The sequence below is a fragment of the Nostoc sp. genome (assembly GCF_036917755.1).
Taxonomy (GTDB): Bacteria; Cyanobacteriota; Cyanobacteriia; order Cyanobacteriales; family Nostocaceae; genus Nostoc.
Window position 1 is genome coordinate 20631 of record NZ_JBALFC010000111.1, and the last position, 15782, is coordinate 36412.

Annotated in this window: 14 protein-coding genes; 4 read left to right on the plus strand and 10 right to left on the minus strand. The window is 41.6% G+C overall.

Features of this window, described 5'->3' with window-relative positions:
- Nucleotides 1-14: 14 nt before the first annotated feature.
- On the plus strand, nt 15-587 hold the full coding sequence (locus tag V7L05_RS24140; RefSeq protein WP_335167805.1) for a hypothetical protein: 573 nt from the start codon (nt 15-17) through the stop codon (nt 585-587).
- 215 nt (nt 588-802) lie between these two features.
- Here the strand turns inward: V7L05_RS24140 and V7L05_RS24145 are convergent, their stop codons facing one another.
- From V7L05_RS24145 to V7L05_RS24185, 9 genes are all read right to left on the minus strand, one after another.
- Complete coding sequence (locus V7L05_RS24145; protein WP_335167807.1) at nt 803-1240, minus strand: hypothetical protein; 438 nt, start codon at nt 1238-1240, stop codon at nt 803-805.
- Nucleotides 1241-1252: 12 nt separating this feature from the next.
- A complete protein-coding gene (locus V7L05_RS24150; RefSeq protein ID WP_335167808.1) occupies nt 1253-2665 on the minus strand; it encodes an amidase in 1413 nt (470 codons plus the stop codon).
- Nucleotides 2666-2864: 199 nt separating this feature from the next.
- Nucleotides 2865-3833, minus strand: a complete 969-nt coding sequence (locus tag V7L05_RS24155) for an FTR1 family iron permease (RefSeq protein WP_335167810.1) — start codon at nt 3831-3833, stop codon at nt 2865-2867.
- 79 nt (nt 3834-3912) lie between these two features.
- The gene (locus tag V7L05_RS24160; protein ID WP_292764575.1) at nt 3913-4347 is read right to left on the minus strand and encodes a ferritin-like domain-containing protein; all 435 of its coding nucleotides are present in this window, start codon (nt 4345-4347) and stop codon (nt 3913-3915) included.
- Nucleotides 4348-4504: 157 nt separating this feature from the next.
- Nucleotides 4505-5536, minus strand: a complete 1032-nt coding sequence (locus V7L05_RS24165; RefSeq protein WP_335167812.1) for a ComEA family DNA-binding protein — start codon at nt 5534-5536, stop codon at nt 4505-4507.
- A gap of 163 nt (nt 5537-5699) precedes the next feature.
- A complete protein-coding gene (locus V7L05_RS24170) occupies nt 5700-6725 on the minus strand; it encodes a multicopper oxidase domain-containing protein (RefSeq protein ID WP_335167814.1) in 1026 nt (341 codons plus the stop codon).
- Between the two features lie 424 nt (nt 6726-7149).
- Entirely contained in the window at nt 7150-7551 is a 402-nt protein-coding gene (locus V7L05_RS24175; RefSeq protein ID WP_335167816.1) for a DUF1636 domain-containing protein, read from the minus strand.
- A gap of 186 nt (nt 7552-7737) precedes the next feature.
- Complete coding sequence (locus V7L05_RS24180; RefSeq protein WP_335167818.1) at nt 7738-8952, minus strand: hypothetical protein; 1215 nt, start codon at nt 8950-8952, stop codon at nt 7738-7740.
- A gap of 38 nt (nt 8953-8990) precedes the next feature.
- On the minus strand, nt 8991-9182 hold the full coding sequence (locus tag V7L05_RS24185) for a CbtB-domain containing protein (RefSeq protein WP_292801525.1): 192 nt from the start codon (nt 9180-9182) through the stop codon (nt 8991-8993).
- Between the two features lie 623 nt (nt 9183-9805).
- On the opposite strand from V7L05_RS24185, the gene cofH reads away from it, so the two are divergent.
- From cofH to psb27, 3 genes are all read left to right on the plus strand, one after another.
- A complete protein-coding gene (gene cofH / locus V7L05_RS24190; protein WP_335167820.1) occupies nt 9806-10948 on the plus strand; it encodes a 7,8-didemethyl-8-hydroxy-5-deazariboflavin synthase subunit CofH in 1143 nt (380 codons plus the stop codon).
- Nucleotides 10949-11162: 214 nt separating this feature from the next.
- On the plus strand, nt 11163-11843 hold the full coding sequence (locus V7L05_RS24195) for a phosphatase PAP2 family protein (protein WP_335167823.1): 681 nt from the start codon (nt 11163-11165) through the stop codon (nt 11841-11843).
- A 227-nt stretch (nt 11844-12070) separates the two neighbouring features.
- Complete coding sequence (gene psb27, locus V7L05_RS24200; RefSeq protein WP_335167825.1) at nt 12071-12475, plus strand: photosystem II protein Psb27; 405 nt, start codon at nt 12071-12073, stop codon at nt 12473-12475.
- A gap of 197 nt (nt 12476-12672) precedes the next feature.
- Here psb27 and polA read toward each other — a convergent pair whose 3' ends face one another.
- Complete coding sequence (polA, locus tag V7L05_RS24205; RefSeq protein ID WP_335167826.1) at nt 12673-15615, minus strand: DNA polymerase I; 2943 nt, start codon at nt 15613-15615, stop codon at nt 12673-12675.
- Between the last annotated feature and the right edge of the window lie 167 nt (nt 15616-15782).

Sequence of the window (15782 nt, forward strand, 5' to 3'; positions counted from 1 at the left end):
ACCAATATTAAAAAATGCAGATTGCTAAACTTATCAAAAACTTTTGGCGATGGGTTCGTTGGTTCTTGATAAGTAGACTTGATAGACCTTCAGATAACTTAGTTGTTATTGTAATTAGTCTAATACCATTCATTTTGAACTGGGATGCAAATTGGTCAAGTAAAATTATTTTCGAGTTTGATCTATTCAACAAAATTACCACGCTATATTTTTATATCACACCTTTATTGCTAATTGCCAATAGCTTCTTGTTCAAAGAAGACTTACTAAAATTTTTTAGTATGCTAGTAGCAGGATTTTTTGGCTGTTTCATGCTTTTTGTCCTTATCGTACAATTAGGTCTAGGTAATCATATTAACCTTGTTGAGCGAGTAGAATGTCCAAATGGTAATATTTTTAGTGTTTATGAGAACTTTGAACCAAGTTTTATCACTTCTGATGACGCTATTTGCCGATTTGAGTTACAACAAGATAGAATTTTTATAGGAGTTATCAAAAACATCAAGGAAGTTGGAGAAAAAGAGTGTCAAGTTCATACTAGAGAACCCAGTTTTCAAAACCGTCTTATAAATGCGTGTACCCGATAGTAAGACAACGTGAATTCGACAATTACTATGATTATTTCAACATTCAAATTACTTTGAAACTACTGCAAAGCATTTTTATTGTTCTTTTGTACTAAAAAATCATTAATAAATTCGTTTTTTAAAGCATTCTTTGCACTCAATATTCTCACTTAACAACACTTTTTATTACAAAGGAGTTAAATAAGGGCGCTTCAGCTTTCCCATCTAAAAACTTGCTATTTACAGTGTTGTTGAAGAAGAGATACAGCTAATTCAAAACTATTAGGTTGAGTTTGCACTGCATAGGCTTCTCTTTCTAAATCTTGCCGTTTGACATCAGTATAGCGTCTAAAAAATGGTCGAGCGTAATTGCTTGGTTGAATGTTTAAACCTAAAGTTTTTATTTTTCCTTTTCCGGCACATACCTGTGCTGCATGAACAGTTTCATGGATTAGTGTTTGAGTCCGAATATGTAACTCAAACACTACGGGATTAATCCAGATTTTTTTGTCGGCTTCTCTTAGTAACCCATAAGCTCCTCGCTTTGGTGGCAGTGCAATGATTACCTGAAACCCTTTCTTTTCTAATTGATTTTTTAAATCTAAAAATTTTGCCTCTGGATTAGGTATTTGAGAAAGCAGTAGTAAGGAATTTAATATAAAAATTTTGCTCACTGCCTTTTTTAATTACTTCAAAACATTTCTATTCAATTCCAATGGCATGATAAAAGGAGAAACGCTTTCGTAAGCTTTAGCTGCTTGCAATACCAGTAAATCTCTATATTTCGCAGCAACAATTTGCATCCCTACAGGCAAACCATTTGTAGTGAAGCCACAAGGTACAGACGCAGCAGGTTGTTGTGTGAGATTAAAAGGATAGGTAAAAGGTGCCCAATCGCGTTGCGGATTCTCGATAGATGATTGGGGTCTGTTTTGTCCAACTGGAAAAGCGACTGTAGGTAAGGTAGGAGTAATCAGTAAATCATAGTTTTCATGAAAGCGTTGCATTTGTCGTCCCAATGCTTCACGAGCATCTTGGGCGCTGAGATATTCTGCTAGTGTGATGCGATCGCCTTCTTTGGCAATTAAGAGCAAGCCTTCTTCAATGACAGCTTGTTGTTCTGGACTAAAGCCGCGCAGTAACTTGGCTGCACCAGCTTGCCACAAGGTTTGGAAAATACTGCGGGGATTTGCAAAACCAGGATCGACTTCTTCAACAACAGCATCAAGTTTGGCAAAAATATCAACTGCGGCTTTAACTAAGGCAGCTACTTCTGGCTCGACATCAGCGTAGCCAAAGTTAGGGCTGTAAGCAATCCGCAGTCCCGCAACACCTTTATCTAAATCAAAAGTGTAGTCCTGTTTGTCATCTGATAAAGCATACCAATCCCGCACATCAGGATGGGCAATAACATTCATCATGACTGCGGCATCAGTGACGGTGCGAACAAGAACGCCAATATGAAACAAAGTTCCTGTATGGGCTGATGGATAACCAGCAATACGCCCAAAAGTGGGTTTCAAACCAAACACTCCTGTTAAGGCTGCCGGTGATCTTGACGAGCCGCCGCCATCTGTACCGAGATGCAGTGTTCCCATTCCTAATGCAGCAGCGACAGCAGCCCCACCACTACTACCTCCGGGAGTCAAATCTCTATTCCAAGGATTGCGGGTGATTCCAGTTAAGGCGCTGTCGGTTACACCCTTCCAGCCAAACTCTGAGGTTGTGGTTTTTCCTAGTAGTACTGCTCCTTGTTCGCGCAAACGAGCCACCGCAGGTGCATCTTCTTGCCAAGGTTGATTGGAAGTAATTGCTTTACTGCCTCGTCGAGTTGGCAAACCTTTAGTTAATAGTAAATCTTTAACAGTAAAGGGTATACCATCCACCAAGCCCAGCGGATTTCCATTCAGCCAACGCACCTCTGAAGCACGGGCTTCAGCAAGAGCGGTTTTTTCATCAACGATCGCAAATGCATTAACTTGGCTATTGTAAGCATTAATCCGCTCTAGGGCAGCTTTGGTTGCTTCGGTTGGTGACAACTGGCGATCGCGATATAACGACAAAAGCTTAGAAGCCGAGAAATCAGCAATCTCTGACATATTTAGGATTGAAAAAATGATTTGTGATCAGTTCTTGGTTAAATAAATCCGGTATAACTATCAACTTACAGTAGTTTGTCTCACAACTCAATCTTCAAACCAGTGCTGGATGGTAAACGATCGCTAAAGCGATTCCCAGTCATAGACTGGGAATAAGGGAGACTCTTAACGAGGCAGAAATCTCAAATTGACTGTGCTTTTAATCCTTTGCAGAACTAATCGGTTTTTGAGCAAAGGGGATATTTTTTTTACCTTCAGGAGAAGCACCTCCAAGGCTACGGAAATACAGCCCGCCAATGGTGAGTAAAAACGTCACATATCCCACTGCTTGGACAAGATAGAGATTGTCTCTGTAACCAAATAAAGATTTGAAAATAATGCCAGGAAACTGTTCGTCAGGCAAAATTGTGGAAGTATTTGAAACCATTGGCCCCAAAATACAGGAGTGGACTTTTGTAAAGCGTTCGTAATAAAAACAAAGGCTTTCTGTGGCACGACTGCTAAGGGCAAGGTTAGCTACAGCTTCGTCAAAATGTTTCAAGGCTGAAACTACCAACCCAGCGACAATCAATACCAAGAAAACGCCCATTACCTGGAAAAACTGACGGATGTTAATTTTGACACCCCATTTAAATAACAGCACCCCAATAGCAGATGCCGCTACCAAACCAGCAACAGCACCCAACGCTGGCATTAATCCCTGTTGAAAATTAGCAGCAACGAACAGAACAGTTTCAAAGCCTTCGCGGGTAACGGCAACTAAAATTAAAGTAAAAACACCCCAACCAGCATTTGAGTTTTGTGTCAGCGCTTGTGTTACTGCTCCTTCAACTGTAGCTTTCATGAATCTGGCTTGTTTAGTCATCCAGATTAGCATCCAACTGAGCATGGCGATCGCTAATACACTAAACACACCTTCTAGCGCTGGCTCAACTACGGAGGTGTATTGAGGATTCACTGCTCCCAATACTTGAATTACCCAACTGAATAGCACTCCTATTAAAGCACTGACAACAATGCCAACGCCGACACCAGCATATACCCAAGAGTTGAGTCGGGATTGTTTAGCTTTTTTTAGCAAAGCTAGCACAATGCCAACAACAAGGGCAGCTTCCACTCCTTCTCGGAGTGTGATTACAAAAGTAGGTAGAGCAGTACTAAAATCCATTTTTTGTCCTTTGTCTTTTGTCCTTTGTCATTAGTCCCTAATCAATAATTAATGACTAATGACTAAGGACTAATGACTATTAGCTAAAATCGCGTAGCATCTTTTTCAGTTCGAGATTATGCATCTCTTCTTGCCCGATCATACCGCGAGCGAATTCTTCCAGATAAATGCTGGCATTGGTGACAGTTTCGAGCAAATTTTTATACAGTTCCAATGCCTTCTTTTCATGGGATAAGCTTTCTTCCAAGATATCCTTAACTTTATGCTGGTAGGTTTCTTCCATTGGGGCAATTTTCAGAGAGGGATGCCCATCTAAACCTGTGAGAATTTCTCCCACTTGTTCGGCATGAAGTAAAGATTCACTTGCCTGTGCTTTGAAAAAACCCACAATTGGAATCCGGTTAGGGCCAGTCACCATCAAAGAATAATGTGTATAGCGCACTACCCCTGCTAGTTCAAATTCCATGATGGCGTTCAACAGGTCAATGGTCTTTTTATGGTCAAGTTCTTGCATCAGTTGTTAGTTCAAGTAACGAATGGAGTTTAATTAGTTAGGAGTACGTAATTCGTAATTCGTAATTCGTAATTCGTAATTTTTAACTCCTAACTCTTAACTCCTAACTATTTTAAACTTCTTACCCGATACTTCCCATTAAATCAAAATGTTATCGTTATGCTTGCGTATTGGATTTGTCAACCACTTTTTGAGAGTTTTCCTCAATGGTTTTTACCAGCTTGGTAACTTCATTAGGTGTTTTGACTGCTTTCGCTGGTGGGATGGCGGTGGGCCAAACTTTTATGAGTTCAGTGAAACTAGTGTCGATCGCTTTGTGTGCTTCGGGATCTGCTTGAGCTACTTGACTAGAAATTCCTTTGTATAAATCATTGGCGTAAACGACAAAACCACGGGAGTCTTGATACTCAATTGGCGCGGTTATTTTACCATCTGCGATCGCAGCGCCATATTCGGAGTTAGCTGAATCTAGTAGTTCGTTAATTACCTGTAACACAAATCCCGGTTTTGAGCGTTGATCTGCTGGCAAAGCTGCGATCGCACCATCAACTGCTTGCACTGAAGAGGTAAAATTAGTTTTAACTTTGCTATCCTTCGGACTAGATTTCACCAAATCTTGCAAACTCACCAATGTTGTCTTAAATTCTTTGACTTTGCGCTCATTAAGTTGATCTTCTACATCAACGTAAATCTCCTCAACTGGATGTCCAATATGAGGTTCTGCCTGTTTCGGCTGATTCTCATCTAGAAGTTCTTTTGCTACTAAAAGATGCCCTTTCATTAAGCCTAATTTAGACATATAGTCAACATCTTTGGCCTCACCTGTGAGTACGACTTCCTGAACACCAACCTGGTCTTTAATTTGGTCGAACTGCTCTTGAGTAATGACTTTTTTAGTAACTAAATCTTCTGGGCTGCCATAGGGACGATTTGCCTGGATTTTGTTGGATAAAGCCGGTACACCTAGTTTGGCTTCAAACTTATCCAATTCTGACAATATTGCACTGTTAATGTTAATTTTTTCTTTGCCACTGTGACCACTATGACTGTTTTCACTTACTGCCTCTGTAGCTTGAGGGCTAGTAACTGGTGCTGATGGATTTTCTGCGGTTGGTGTACTACTACAGGAACTCAAGGTAACTATTAAGGCTGCTGCTGCTGTTAAACAGATATAACGAAGTTTTATCATCTTTGCTCCTCGCACAACTAAAAAAGGTATTAATTGAAACATTTCAAACTATTACTAGAAGCTAGTTTGTTTGACACATTGTCATAGATATTACTGTTGCATATAATGAGATTTTTTATCAACTAGTTGCTAAAACTTTAATTACGAATTACTAATAATATTGTCAGGAATTTTTCACAGGGTTTTGAGAGTTGCTCTGGGCAAGTACTTCAAATTGACCCATGCAACCATTTTCTGCGATCGCATCCTGATGGGGATGGAACATATACTTACCTGGGTAGCGAAAAGCAAATTCTAAGATGTGCCTTTCTGCTACACCCATCGTAATCACATCAGTTTTCTCGCTAGCAGTCATACTCATGCCATAGCGATAGACATCAAAAAAGTTGGCGTGGAGGTGAAACGTCACTGCCGGATCGTATTCAATGATGTTGAGGACATACAGCCGAATCAACTGATCTTGGTAAATAGGAATGGGATGATGCATGTAATGATGGGGCGAACCGTTGAAGGCATAATAATCATTATGGCCATCATCATTCACGTCATATCCAGCCATGACTAGTACAATCTCATCAGCCGGGGGACGGGGCGTAGGTGGATCGATGATAAACATCCCGTACAGCCCCTTAGCGATGTGACGGGTGACTGGTTCAATATGGCAGTGGTATAAGTGAACACCATAGGGTTCAGCATCAAATTCATAAATTGTGGCTTTGCCGTTGCTGATTGGGCGAACACCATCCATTTCCGCCGGATGAACGCCATGAAAATGCAAAGAGTGAGAATGTCCTGCTTTGTTGAGAAAAAGCACTCGCACGCGATCGCCCTGTTTTGCCCGTAGCGTTGGCCCTGGTATGCGACCGTTTAAATCCCAGATGTTGTAAGAGACAGCGCTATTGAGTTTTATTATGGAAGTACCGGCAGTTAACTGAAATTCCCGGATAGTCCGCCCATTTTCTTGCTTTACCGTCCCATAATCAAAATCCCTTAACATCTTCATCGGGTTAGTACCGTCGTCTGGTGCTGACCTATCGAGTGGTGGCACTTTGACGATTGACTTACTTTGTAGATTTAGCATTTGCCAAAGTGCAGCTGCACCAGTCACTCCAGCACCTGCTAGCCCCAGCTGCAATAATTGACGGCGGCTCCAAGGTTTTCCGTCACCTAGAGCGAAGTTATTGGGCATGATATTTAGTTACGGTTAGCGCCAAAAAAGAATTGCAAATCTTTTGCAATTGCTTTATAAATATTAGAGGAATTAATAATTATTGTCAATAATTTTATAGTGCTTCAAAATTGTTACTAAAGTTATTAGGTTCAGGTCGAGCTATAATCTCTCTTGAAAATAGGGAGTAGGGTATTCCTTTTTCGTTCTTGGTTGTGGGATTTTACCGTGATTAGCTGTCTTGCAAAACTCTAGGCAATTTTTCTCAATTCAATAGTATTTTTACTTAAATAAAAAGTATAAAGAAGTTAAGTTTTGAAGTGCTTTATTTAAATCTAACTCCAAAGAATTCAATCTCCTCATATTTTTCTAAATGGTAATGAACCCCATTACTCATGAAAGCAACAAGTACTTAGATAAGTGTTTAGGGAACTTAGTAAAATGTCTATTTACACGGCGGCATCGGTGGAATCCGTGCGATCGCTCCGGCTCTGAGCAGTTCCGGGCGCTTGGCGTAGGGGAGCAAACCATCCGGCTTGGTGTGATACTGACTAGCACAGTCAAGTACGGCAGTTGCTGTCTTCTCTACACATTCAGCATCAGCAGGCAGATCGCCGAATAAGTAGGTGTGTTTGTTAACAGAGACGAAAGCAATTGCACAAGCCTGGTCACAAACACCCATGCATTCAACGGGTCGAATCGAGAACTCGTCTTGCAACACCCAGTTATGATATAAGGTTTGTAATTTCTCTAGCAGCCGTTCACCACCGCTTTTAGCAACATACTGTTTTGTGTTATGACTACTTCCACAGTTCGTGCAGACGAATATAATGTGTTGATGATTCATAGATAAATTGCAGGGTTCAATTTCTGATGCTGTGTCTATAAAAATCCATGTCGAACACTCAATGGTATCCGACATGGATTTTAGGCAATCAGCCTGTTTAATCCCAAATCTTCAAGCCTTGTCCCCTTGTGGGCGAGGTTAATCCAAAATCGCTTTCTCCAAAATCCAAAATTGTTTGACACTGACTTATGAAACACTACGCTTCCAAGTCATCCCAGTACGCGGAGTCTGCCGTTGTCGCAGCCACAGTCCCAGCAGCAAACCAATTACCACAATTCCGGTGAAGTAAGTCAGCGAAATCAACCGGACATGCATCGGCGGAGCGACACCTTCGACTGGAATATTCTCTGCAACTTGAAATGGCTGAAATTGCTCTTTTGTGTTTGCTTGCGGCGCAACCTCGACAACAACGCTATGGGGGGCACCGTCAAAGAATTCCTGCTGCCACGCCAATTTTCCGTTGCTGTCTGGAGTACCTTCATAAGCAAACGCCACCCAATTATTTTCGAGTTGGGTGGTTGTTACCTTCAATACTACATCTGTCACGGGTTGGCTGGTTTTGGTATCACTGACGCTAACCTGCAATCTGGCAGGTTGACCCACCGTTGCACTCTCGTCACCCGATAGTTGCATATAAAGTCCTTGAGACTGCAATTTAGCGGGCTTACCAGAGGGTGGAACTTCTTCTCCCATACCTGGCATCGACATATGGTGCGATTCGGCAAGTTCAGCGCTGATGTTGACCCAGAGGAGTGCAGCGATCGCTACCACAATCAATCCACTCAACAATAATCGCACCTGTTGCGGGGCAATTTCTCCCAGTTGAATCGCTTGTCTGCCCCCAATCACCCAACCTCCTAGTAGCCCAACTGCCAGCAAAATCACAACCAGGATGCCAAAGTAGCGGAACTTTAAGGAATTTTCAGGCAGCGTCAGCGTCAGCTTTTGCTGAATCGGCTCAAATGCATTGGCAACAAGCGGAGTAACTGCTACCTGGAGTTGATACGTTCCCCGGATCGGCAGGGTTTGTTGAACCTGCAACTGACCTGTTGGTGCATTGCCCTCAATGTCCAGCAACTTTGTTCCCTCGACGATCGGAAAATCTGTTGTGAACCAGGGATTTTTAGGAGGGGTGAACAATTGCAAGTGGATTTTGGCATCCTTTAAAGATTGCCCTTGAGCATCTACGGCTTGCAGCATCAGCTGCACTGGCGGATTGTAGTGCCCTGATCCCAAAACTGTGGTGGCTTCAGCCTCAAGGGGTTGAACCTGATTAATCGGTGGATTGGTTGTTAGCCGCACCGATGGTTGAGGGGATTGGGCAAGTCCGATCCAACCATACAGGATGATTCCGATCATGCAAATCGCACCGATCAGCTTAGACCACTTAAGTTTTGTCATTTTATTTCTCTGCTCCTGCTAATTATTGACTCAATCAACTAATGGCAACTCACCATCAGTGTGTGGTGACGCAGAGTATGAGTAGTGTCATGGATAGCGGGGTATGTAGTGAAATAAATTGTCCACAGTGTCAAAGAACACAGTGCAATATAGAGCGCTGATTGTACAGGCACTGATAGTACTTGACTGGTAACTTGTTGCTGAATCGAACTAGAAGATTGAACAGTCATTTTGTACCTCGTAGATAAAACGATATTAATGGTTGATTCGGCAGGTATTCTGACTTCTACAGGGAGCAGTCAGCAGTAAATCACTGAAAACAGATGAATAAGACTCTGTATGAGCCGTACTAGTATACTGAGCCAGCTATTTCGTTTTCATTCATGAAGATTACCTATATTAACACTGACGTAAGGTTTAGTAAAACCTATCTAAATGACAGAGGCATTGCAATCTTATGTCGTAAGTGTGACTAGTCGTGTGGCTTGCTACTCACGGACGGGGGGAGAGTTACCCTTACCTTTTTGGCTAATTGGCTAATTTATGAGTTTTACTTATCTTGAATTTCTCAACAAATTTCTAAAAAATGTATCTTATAATTTTATTTTTTTGTACAATAATTGTGTCTGTAACTATCCATCACAAAGCGATACCTTTCCTTCTCTACGAGAGGCTGCGCCAACGGAACGCTACGCGAACGGTGAGCTTTACTAACACAGAACTTTTCGGTCTACTGAAATTAATTATGCGATGGTAAAACCACGCTATTTTTTTGTTAATGGGTTATATAAAGCTACTTATTATTTCCAAGATCATACATAAAATTAAGATTTACTGAGAAATTAAGAAAGTAATGCTGACAAAAATTGCTGTTGAAAAAATTCTTGACCGTGCCTTGATGGGATATGACTTATCTCCCGAAGAGGGAGTGGTATTGTTACAACAAACTGAGCCAGAGGCGATCGCCGCAATACGTGCTACATCCGACACACTCCGCCACACTCAAGCCGGCGATACGGTTACTTATGTAATTAATCGTAATATCAACTTTACTAATATTTGTGAGCAGCACTGTAGTTTTTGTGCTTTCCGTCGAGATGATGATGATCTCGGTGCATACTGGTTAGATTCGGCGCAAATTTTGGAAAAAGCGACAGATGCGGTGCGACGAGGTGCGACGGAAATCTGTATGCAGGGGGGATTAAATCCACAAGCGCAGATAAATGGGAAATCTTTGTCCTATTATCTCAAGGTCGTAAATACTATTAAACAGGAATTTCCTCAGATACATTTACATGCTTTCTCTCCCCAGGAAGTGGAATTTATCGCCAGACTTGACGGACTTGAATATGCTGATGTGATTATTGCTTTGCGCGATGCTGGTGTTGGTTCAATGCCGGGAACAGCAGCTGAAGTGTTAGACGATAAAGTTAGGCGAATACTCTGTCCAGAGAAGATTGACACAGCCACTTGGCTAGAAATTGTCAGCACCGCTCACAAATTAGGCTTGCATACCACTAGCACGATGTTATCTGGGCATATTGAAAGCCACGAACAGCAAATTGGACATTTAGAAAAATTGCGATCGCTCCAAAAAACCGCCATCAATCAGGGATATCGAGCAAACATCACAGAGTTTATTTTATTACCCTTCGTTGGACAAGAAGCCCCCAAATCCTTACGTCGCCGTGTCGGACGCGATCAACCAATTTTGAGTGATGCCCTGCTGCTAGGGGCTGTGGCGCGGATTTACTTAGGTAATTGGATTTCCAACCATCAGCAGAGTTGGGTAAAACTGGGGCTTGCTGGTGCAACCGAAGCCTTAGTTTGGGGTTGCAACGATATCGGCGGCACATTAATGGAAGAACACATTACCACAATGGCAGGTGCTTTGGGTGGTACGTGTATGGAAGTGGAAACCTTGCAAGCTGCGATCGCTTCTTTAGGAAGACCTTACCAACAACGGGATACTCTTTATCAGAAAGTTAAGAATTAGGAGTTAGGATTAGCCCTTTTAAGGTGGGTAAAAATTTTGGTGCAACACTGGGGGATGTTCTTACGAAATCACACGAAAAAGGTAGCCTCAATTTGGTACTATCGGCTCATCTATAGTTCTTGTATGGATACTTGGAATCTGTATCCTGTTCGCCGATCTAAAGCAGAGAAGACTAATCGTGGTTACGCCTTCTAATGATGAATAACATTAAAGTATGTTCCGACAAGTTTCTAATTTCTGGTTGCGTCATATACATCCTCGTTTAGCTCCCTTAATTGCCACAGTTGGTATTGTTGGACTTGCTAGTTGTCTGCTGATCCTTTTTGTTTTAGCAAAACTGGCTGAAGAGGTTTTGGAGCGAGAAGCGTTTGCATTTGATACTACTTTTCTGTTATGGCTACATCAGTTTGCCAATCCAAATTTAGATAATTTCATGCTGTTGATTACAAATTTGGGTAATCCTAGTACAGTGGTTATAGTTGCAGGCGTTACTGTCTTGTTACTTTGGTGGCGACGTTACCGAGAAGAAGCGAAAGTTTTTGTAATTGCTTGCTTGGGAGGGTTAATTTTAAATACAGGGCTAAAGTTGTTTTTTTCTAAACCTCGCCCTGAACTGTGGCATCGCTTAATTTCTGAAACATCTTTTAGTTTCCCTAGTGGTCATGCACTAGGTTCTATGGTGCTTTATGGTTTTATTGCTTACGAGTTGGCAACTCACTATCCTCATTTTGCCAAAGTTATTTATAGTTTGACAGTTATTTTAATTGCTGCTATTGGTATCAGCCGCTTATATTTAGGAGTCCATTGGCCCACAGACATAATTGCAGGTTATGGAGTCGGTTTTTTGTGGCTGATGATATGTATTACAATGCTTAAATTGCAAAAATTGAGGTAGGGAAAGTTAAATAACTCTAACTTACAAGCTCTTGGCAAAGCCTCTCACAGAGAAGGCATCGTGATGATAATTGTCCAATCAGATTTTTTAATCACCTGATTTTTTGCCCAAGATGCTTGTAAATGAGCGCCTTTTAGTGAATGAAACAGCCCCGGTCGCCACTCAATTGATCCCCAAGATACCAATTCAAGGTAGGATGGACGTTGATTTACGTATTCATCTAATTAATGCATATGAAGCGCTATTGGTCGCGTTTGCTTGCGCTGGTTTTGGTTGTAGCTATCGGCTTAATAGGCTGTTCTGGCAGTCCAGATAGTTTGACTGGGGATTATCGCCAAGACACCTTAGCTGTGGTCAATATTATGAGACAAGCTCTGGATTTATCACAAGATTCACCAGACAAAGCAGCAGTTCAAGCAGAAGCACGTCAAAAAATTAATGACTTTTCATCTCGCTATCAGCGAGTTAACTCTGTTTCTGGTCTTGGCTCCTTTACAACCATGCGAACAGCCCTCAACTCCCTAGCTGGACACTACAGTTCTTACCCAAATCGTCCCGTACCCGAAAAACTCAAAAATCGTTTAGAGAAGGAGTTACAGCAGGTAGAAGTGGCGCTGAAGCGTGGCGCTTAACTCTTAACTATTGCTTAATCCATCATCAAGGGTCAAAAGTATTGACTCTTGATTATTTTATCAACTTACTTGGGAGCATCTCAGTGAAAGCAAATATACCAGATGAGAAACAAGATTCTTGCTCCCTCTCCGAACCCACGGAGAGGGCTAGGGTGAGGTTTTACAAGGCTTTTTACACTCATTGAGATGCTCCCAACTTACTTCGTCTCCATCCAATTTTCACCAACACGCGCATCCACCAGCAACGGCACACTCAACTGGACTGCGTTTTCCATCACCGACTTAATTTGCGGTTGTAATTCTTCCCACTCATGAGGGGGGATTTCAAACACTAATTCATCGTGAACTTGCAACAACAAACGCGCCTGATAGTTTTTCAAAATCTCATGCAGTCTTACCATTGCAATTTTGATAATATCAGCGTTGGAACCTTGAATTGGTGCATTAGCAGCAGAGCGTAATAAACCCGCATCGAAAGCACCCAAATTCTTCAATTTACTCAAGTCAATATCTTCTGGGTTACTGCCTTTTAATCTGCGTAAACTGTTATTAGTAAAATCAAAATAACGACGTCGACCGAGAATAGTCTCTACATAACCAAGAGCGATCGCTTCTTTTTTCACTCGCTCCAAATATGCAAATACTTTCGGATATCTTTCATTAAACCGCTTAATGAACTCGTTGGCAATGGTCTTATCTATCCCAGTTGAGCGCGAAAACCTTAGAGAACCCATTCCATAAATCACGCCAAAATTGATAGTTTTTGCCATCCCTCGTTCTTCTGATGTGATATTTTCTTTTTCAAACACTAACCGCGCGGTAACAGTGTGAACATCTTCATTTTGCTGATATGCTTGCACTAATATCGGCTCTTGACTCAAATGAGCCAAAATCCGCAATTCAATTTGTGAATAATCAGCAGCCACCATTAACCAACCCGCTTCTGGCAAAAACGCCTTCCGAATTTGGCGACTAAAAGCTGTACGAATGGGGATATTTTGCAAATTCGGATTAGAAGAAGATAACCTACCAGTTGATGTTGCTGCTTGATTAAAATCAGTATGCACCCGTTGAGTATCTGGACGCACCAATGCAGGTAATGCATCAACATAAGTAGACTTTAATTTAGATAGGGTGCGATACTCAATGATCGCCTCAACAAATCCAGTGTTATCATCTTCTTGGAGTCTTTCTAGTGTTGCTGCATCTGTAGAGTAGCCCGTTTGAATTTTACGAGAATGTTTGGTGCTTAACCCCAACTTTTCAAACAAGATTTGGCTCATTTGCTTAGGAGAACCCAAGTTAAAATTTTCCCCAGCTATTTCAGTTGCTTCCTGTTTTAGCCTGGCTAACTCAGTTTCTAAATGCTGCGAAAGTTCTTGTAAATAAGCTGAATTAATCCGAACGCCTGTGTATTCCATTTGGGCTAAAACTGCTTCTAGTGGCTGTTCCACTTCCACTAATAGCTTAGATAAAGCTGGGAATTTCTCCAGTTCCTCAAGCAATTTAGGCACTAAACCAAAGGTAGAAAAAGCATCCATACCGCAATAATCTGCTACGGCGGAAATATCTATATCAGCGATGGTTTTGCCTTTAGGAACTAAATCTAGATAACTTTTAGCTATCAATCCCAAATATCGCTGCCCCAAATCCATCAAATTATGGCTAGAATCTGGATTTAGAATGTAACTTGCTAGCATGGGATCAAACACTACTCCCGCCAAATTAATTCCTTGACACTTGAGAACTAAGCGGTCAAATTTGGCATTTTGTAGAGCTTTGGGATAATCAGCACTTTCGAGAATTGGGCGTAATGCTTCTAGCACCAAATCTTTATGCAAATTTTCCCCAGTTTTATGCCCCAGAGGAATATACGCCACCTCATCTGCTTTAGTTCCCCAACAGCAACCAATTCCTACTAACTCAGCATCTCTTGGTTCTAAATCAGTGGTTTCAGTATCCCAAGCAACGGGAGTTTCTGGGTTGGTGAATTTTTGCAAAAGTTTCACTAACTCAGTTAGTTTAGCTTCAGTATTGATGATGCGTGGTGTAATTGGGGAAGTGGATTGTTGTGGAACTGCTGCCGTATCATTAGCACTGAAAAACCACAAATCATTATCTTCATCAGCGCTGAATTCTGAGTTAGTATTAGGATTAATTGCGTCTATTTTAGCTTCTTGTTTTTCTGCAACCTTGCCACCAAAACGTTGTTGAAGGTCGTTGATTTTGCCTAAAAAAGACTTAAATTCTAACTTTTCTAAAATTGGTGATAAGACGCTTGTATCAAACCCTTTTAATTTGCAATCTTCTAAATCAAATTCTATCGGAACATCTAAAACTATGGTTGCCAAATAGCGAGACTTATCGGCATCTTCTTTACCACTTGCGAGTTTTTTCTGAGTTGCGCCTTTAATTTCATCTAACGCAGCATAAATATGATCAAGAGAACCATAGGTATTTAGCAGCTGCACTGCTGTTTTTTCCCCAATTCCCTTGACTCCAGGAATATTATCTGATTTATCACCACAAAGAGCTTTGAAATCGACAATTTGTGAAGGTAAAACGCCCATTTTTTCTTTGACTTGTTCTGCTTCAAATTCCGTGATGCTATTTGTAGAGCGCTTGAGGGCATCTGGACTAAAATTCAGAACAGTGATTTCTTTATCAGAGTCGATCAGTTGAAATAAATCGCGATCGCCTGTAAGAATCTTCACCCTATACCCAGCAGCAGTTACTCGCTGTGCTAAGGTTCCTAAAACATCATCTGCCTCGAAACCAGGGGCGGTGAAAAATGGTAGATTGAAGCCATTCAGCAACTCATGCAGGTTTGCTAAGTCGGGAATGAAGTCTTCTGGCGTTTCCGGGCGATCGGCTTTATAAGTCTCGTCAGCTTCGTGGCGAAAAGTTGCCTCACCCAAATCAAAAGCGATCGCCATTGCCTGGGGTTGTTGTGTTGCCATTACCTCTAGCAGGCACTTCACAAAACCAAAACATATACTTGTCGGAATCCCCGTTTTAGTACGCAGTCCTCCATCTCGCCCTTTAGCGAACGCAAAGTATGAACGATAAGCGAGGGAGTGTCCATCGACGAGGATGAACGTGGGGCGTGTTGCGGTTGCAGAAGTGAAAGTTTCAGACATAGACCTATTTTAGCCAGAAGCTTTGTCACATAGTTAGCAATTTAAGATGCTTGTTCAGCTTGACTTTGGCGACAATAGCGCAGTTTTTGCGTACCAATTGCTCCTGCACATAATTTTAGACAAAGTGATGTCTACGTATTTGCAGCTTTTGTACGGAAGCTAGAACC

What these genes read in the sequence shown, in the direction of transcription:
- V7L05_RS24140 (WP_335167805.1), top strand. Translation starts at nt 15, where the DNA reads ATGCAGATTGCTAAACTTATCAAAAACTTTTGGCGATGGGTTCGTTGG.
- V7L05_RS24165 (WP_335167812.1), bottom strand. Translation starts at nt 5,536, where the DNA reads ATGATAAAACTTCGTTATATCTGTTTAACAGCAGCAGCAGCCTTAATA.
- V7L05_RS24195 (WP_335167823.1), top strand. Translation starts at nt 11,163, where the DNA reads ATGTTCCGACAAGTTTCTAATTTCTGGTTGCGTCATATACATCCTCGT.
- V7L05_RS24155 (WP_335167810.1), bottom strand. Translation starts at nt 3,833, where the DNA reads ATGGATTTTAGTACTGCTCTACCTACTTTTGTAATCACACTCCGAGAA.
- V7L05_RS24175 (WP_335167816.1), bottom strand. Translation starts at nt 7,551, where the DNA reads ATGAATCATCAACACATTATATTCGTCTGCACGAACTGTGGAAGTAGT.
- V7L05_RS24160 (WP_292764575.1), bottom strand. Translation starts at nt 4,347, where the DNA reads ATGCAAGAACTTGACCATAAAAAGACCATTGACCTGTTGAACGCCATC.
- V7L05_RS24180 (WP_335167818.1), bottom strand. Translation starts at nt 8,952, where the DNA reads ATGACAAAACTTAAGTGGTCTAAGCTGATCGGTGCGATTTGCATGATC.
- V7L05_RS24185 (WP_292801525.1), bottom strand. Translation starts at nt 9,182, where the DNA reads ATGACTGTTCAATCTTCTAGTTCGATTCAGCAACAAGTTACCAGTCAA.
- psb27 (WP_335167825.1), top strand. Translation starts at nt 12,071, where the DNA reads ATGCATATGAAGCGCTATTGGTCGCGTTTGCTTGCGCTGGTTTTGGTT.
- V7L05_RS24170 (WP_335167814.1), bottom strand. Translation starts at nt 6,725, where the DNA reads ATGCCCAATAACTTCGCTCTAGGTGACGGAAAACCTTGGAGCCGCCGT.
- cofH (WP_335167820.1), top strand. Translation starts at nt 9,806, where the DNA reads ATGCTGACAAAAATTGCTGTTGAAAAAATTCTTGACCGTGCCTTGATG.
- polA (WP_335167826.1), bottom strand. Translation starts at nt 15,615, where the DNA reads ATGTCTGAAACTTTCACTTCTGCAACCGCAACACGCCCCACGTTCATC.
- V7L05_RS24150 (WP_335167808.1), bottom strand. Translation starts at nt 2,665, where the DNA reads ATGTCAGAGATTGCTGATTTCTCGGCTTCTAAGCTTTTGTCGTTATAT.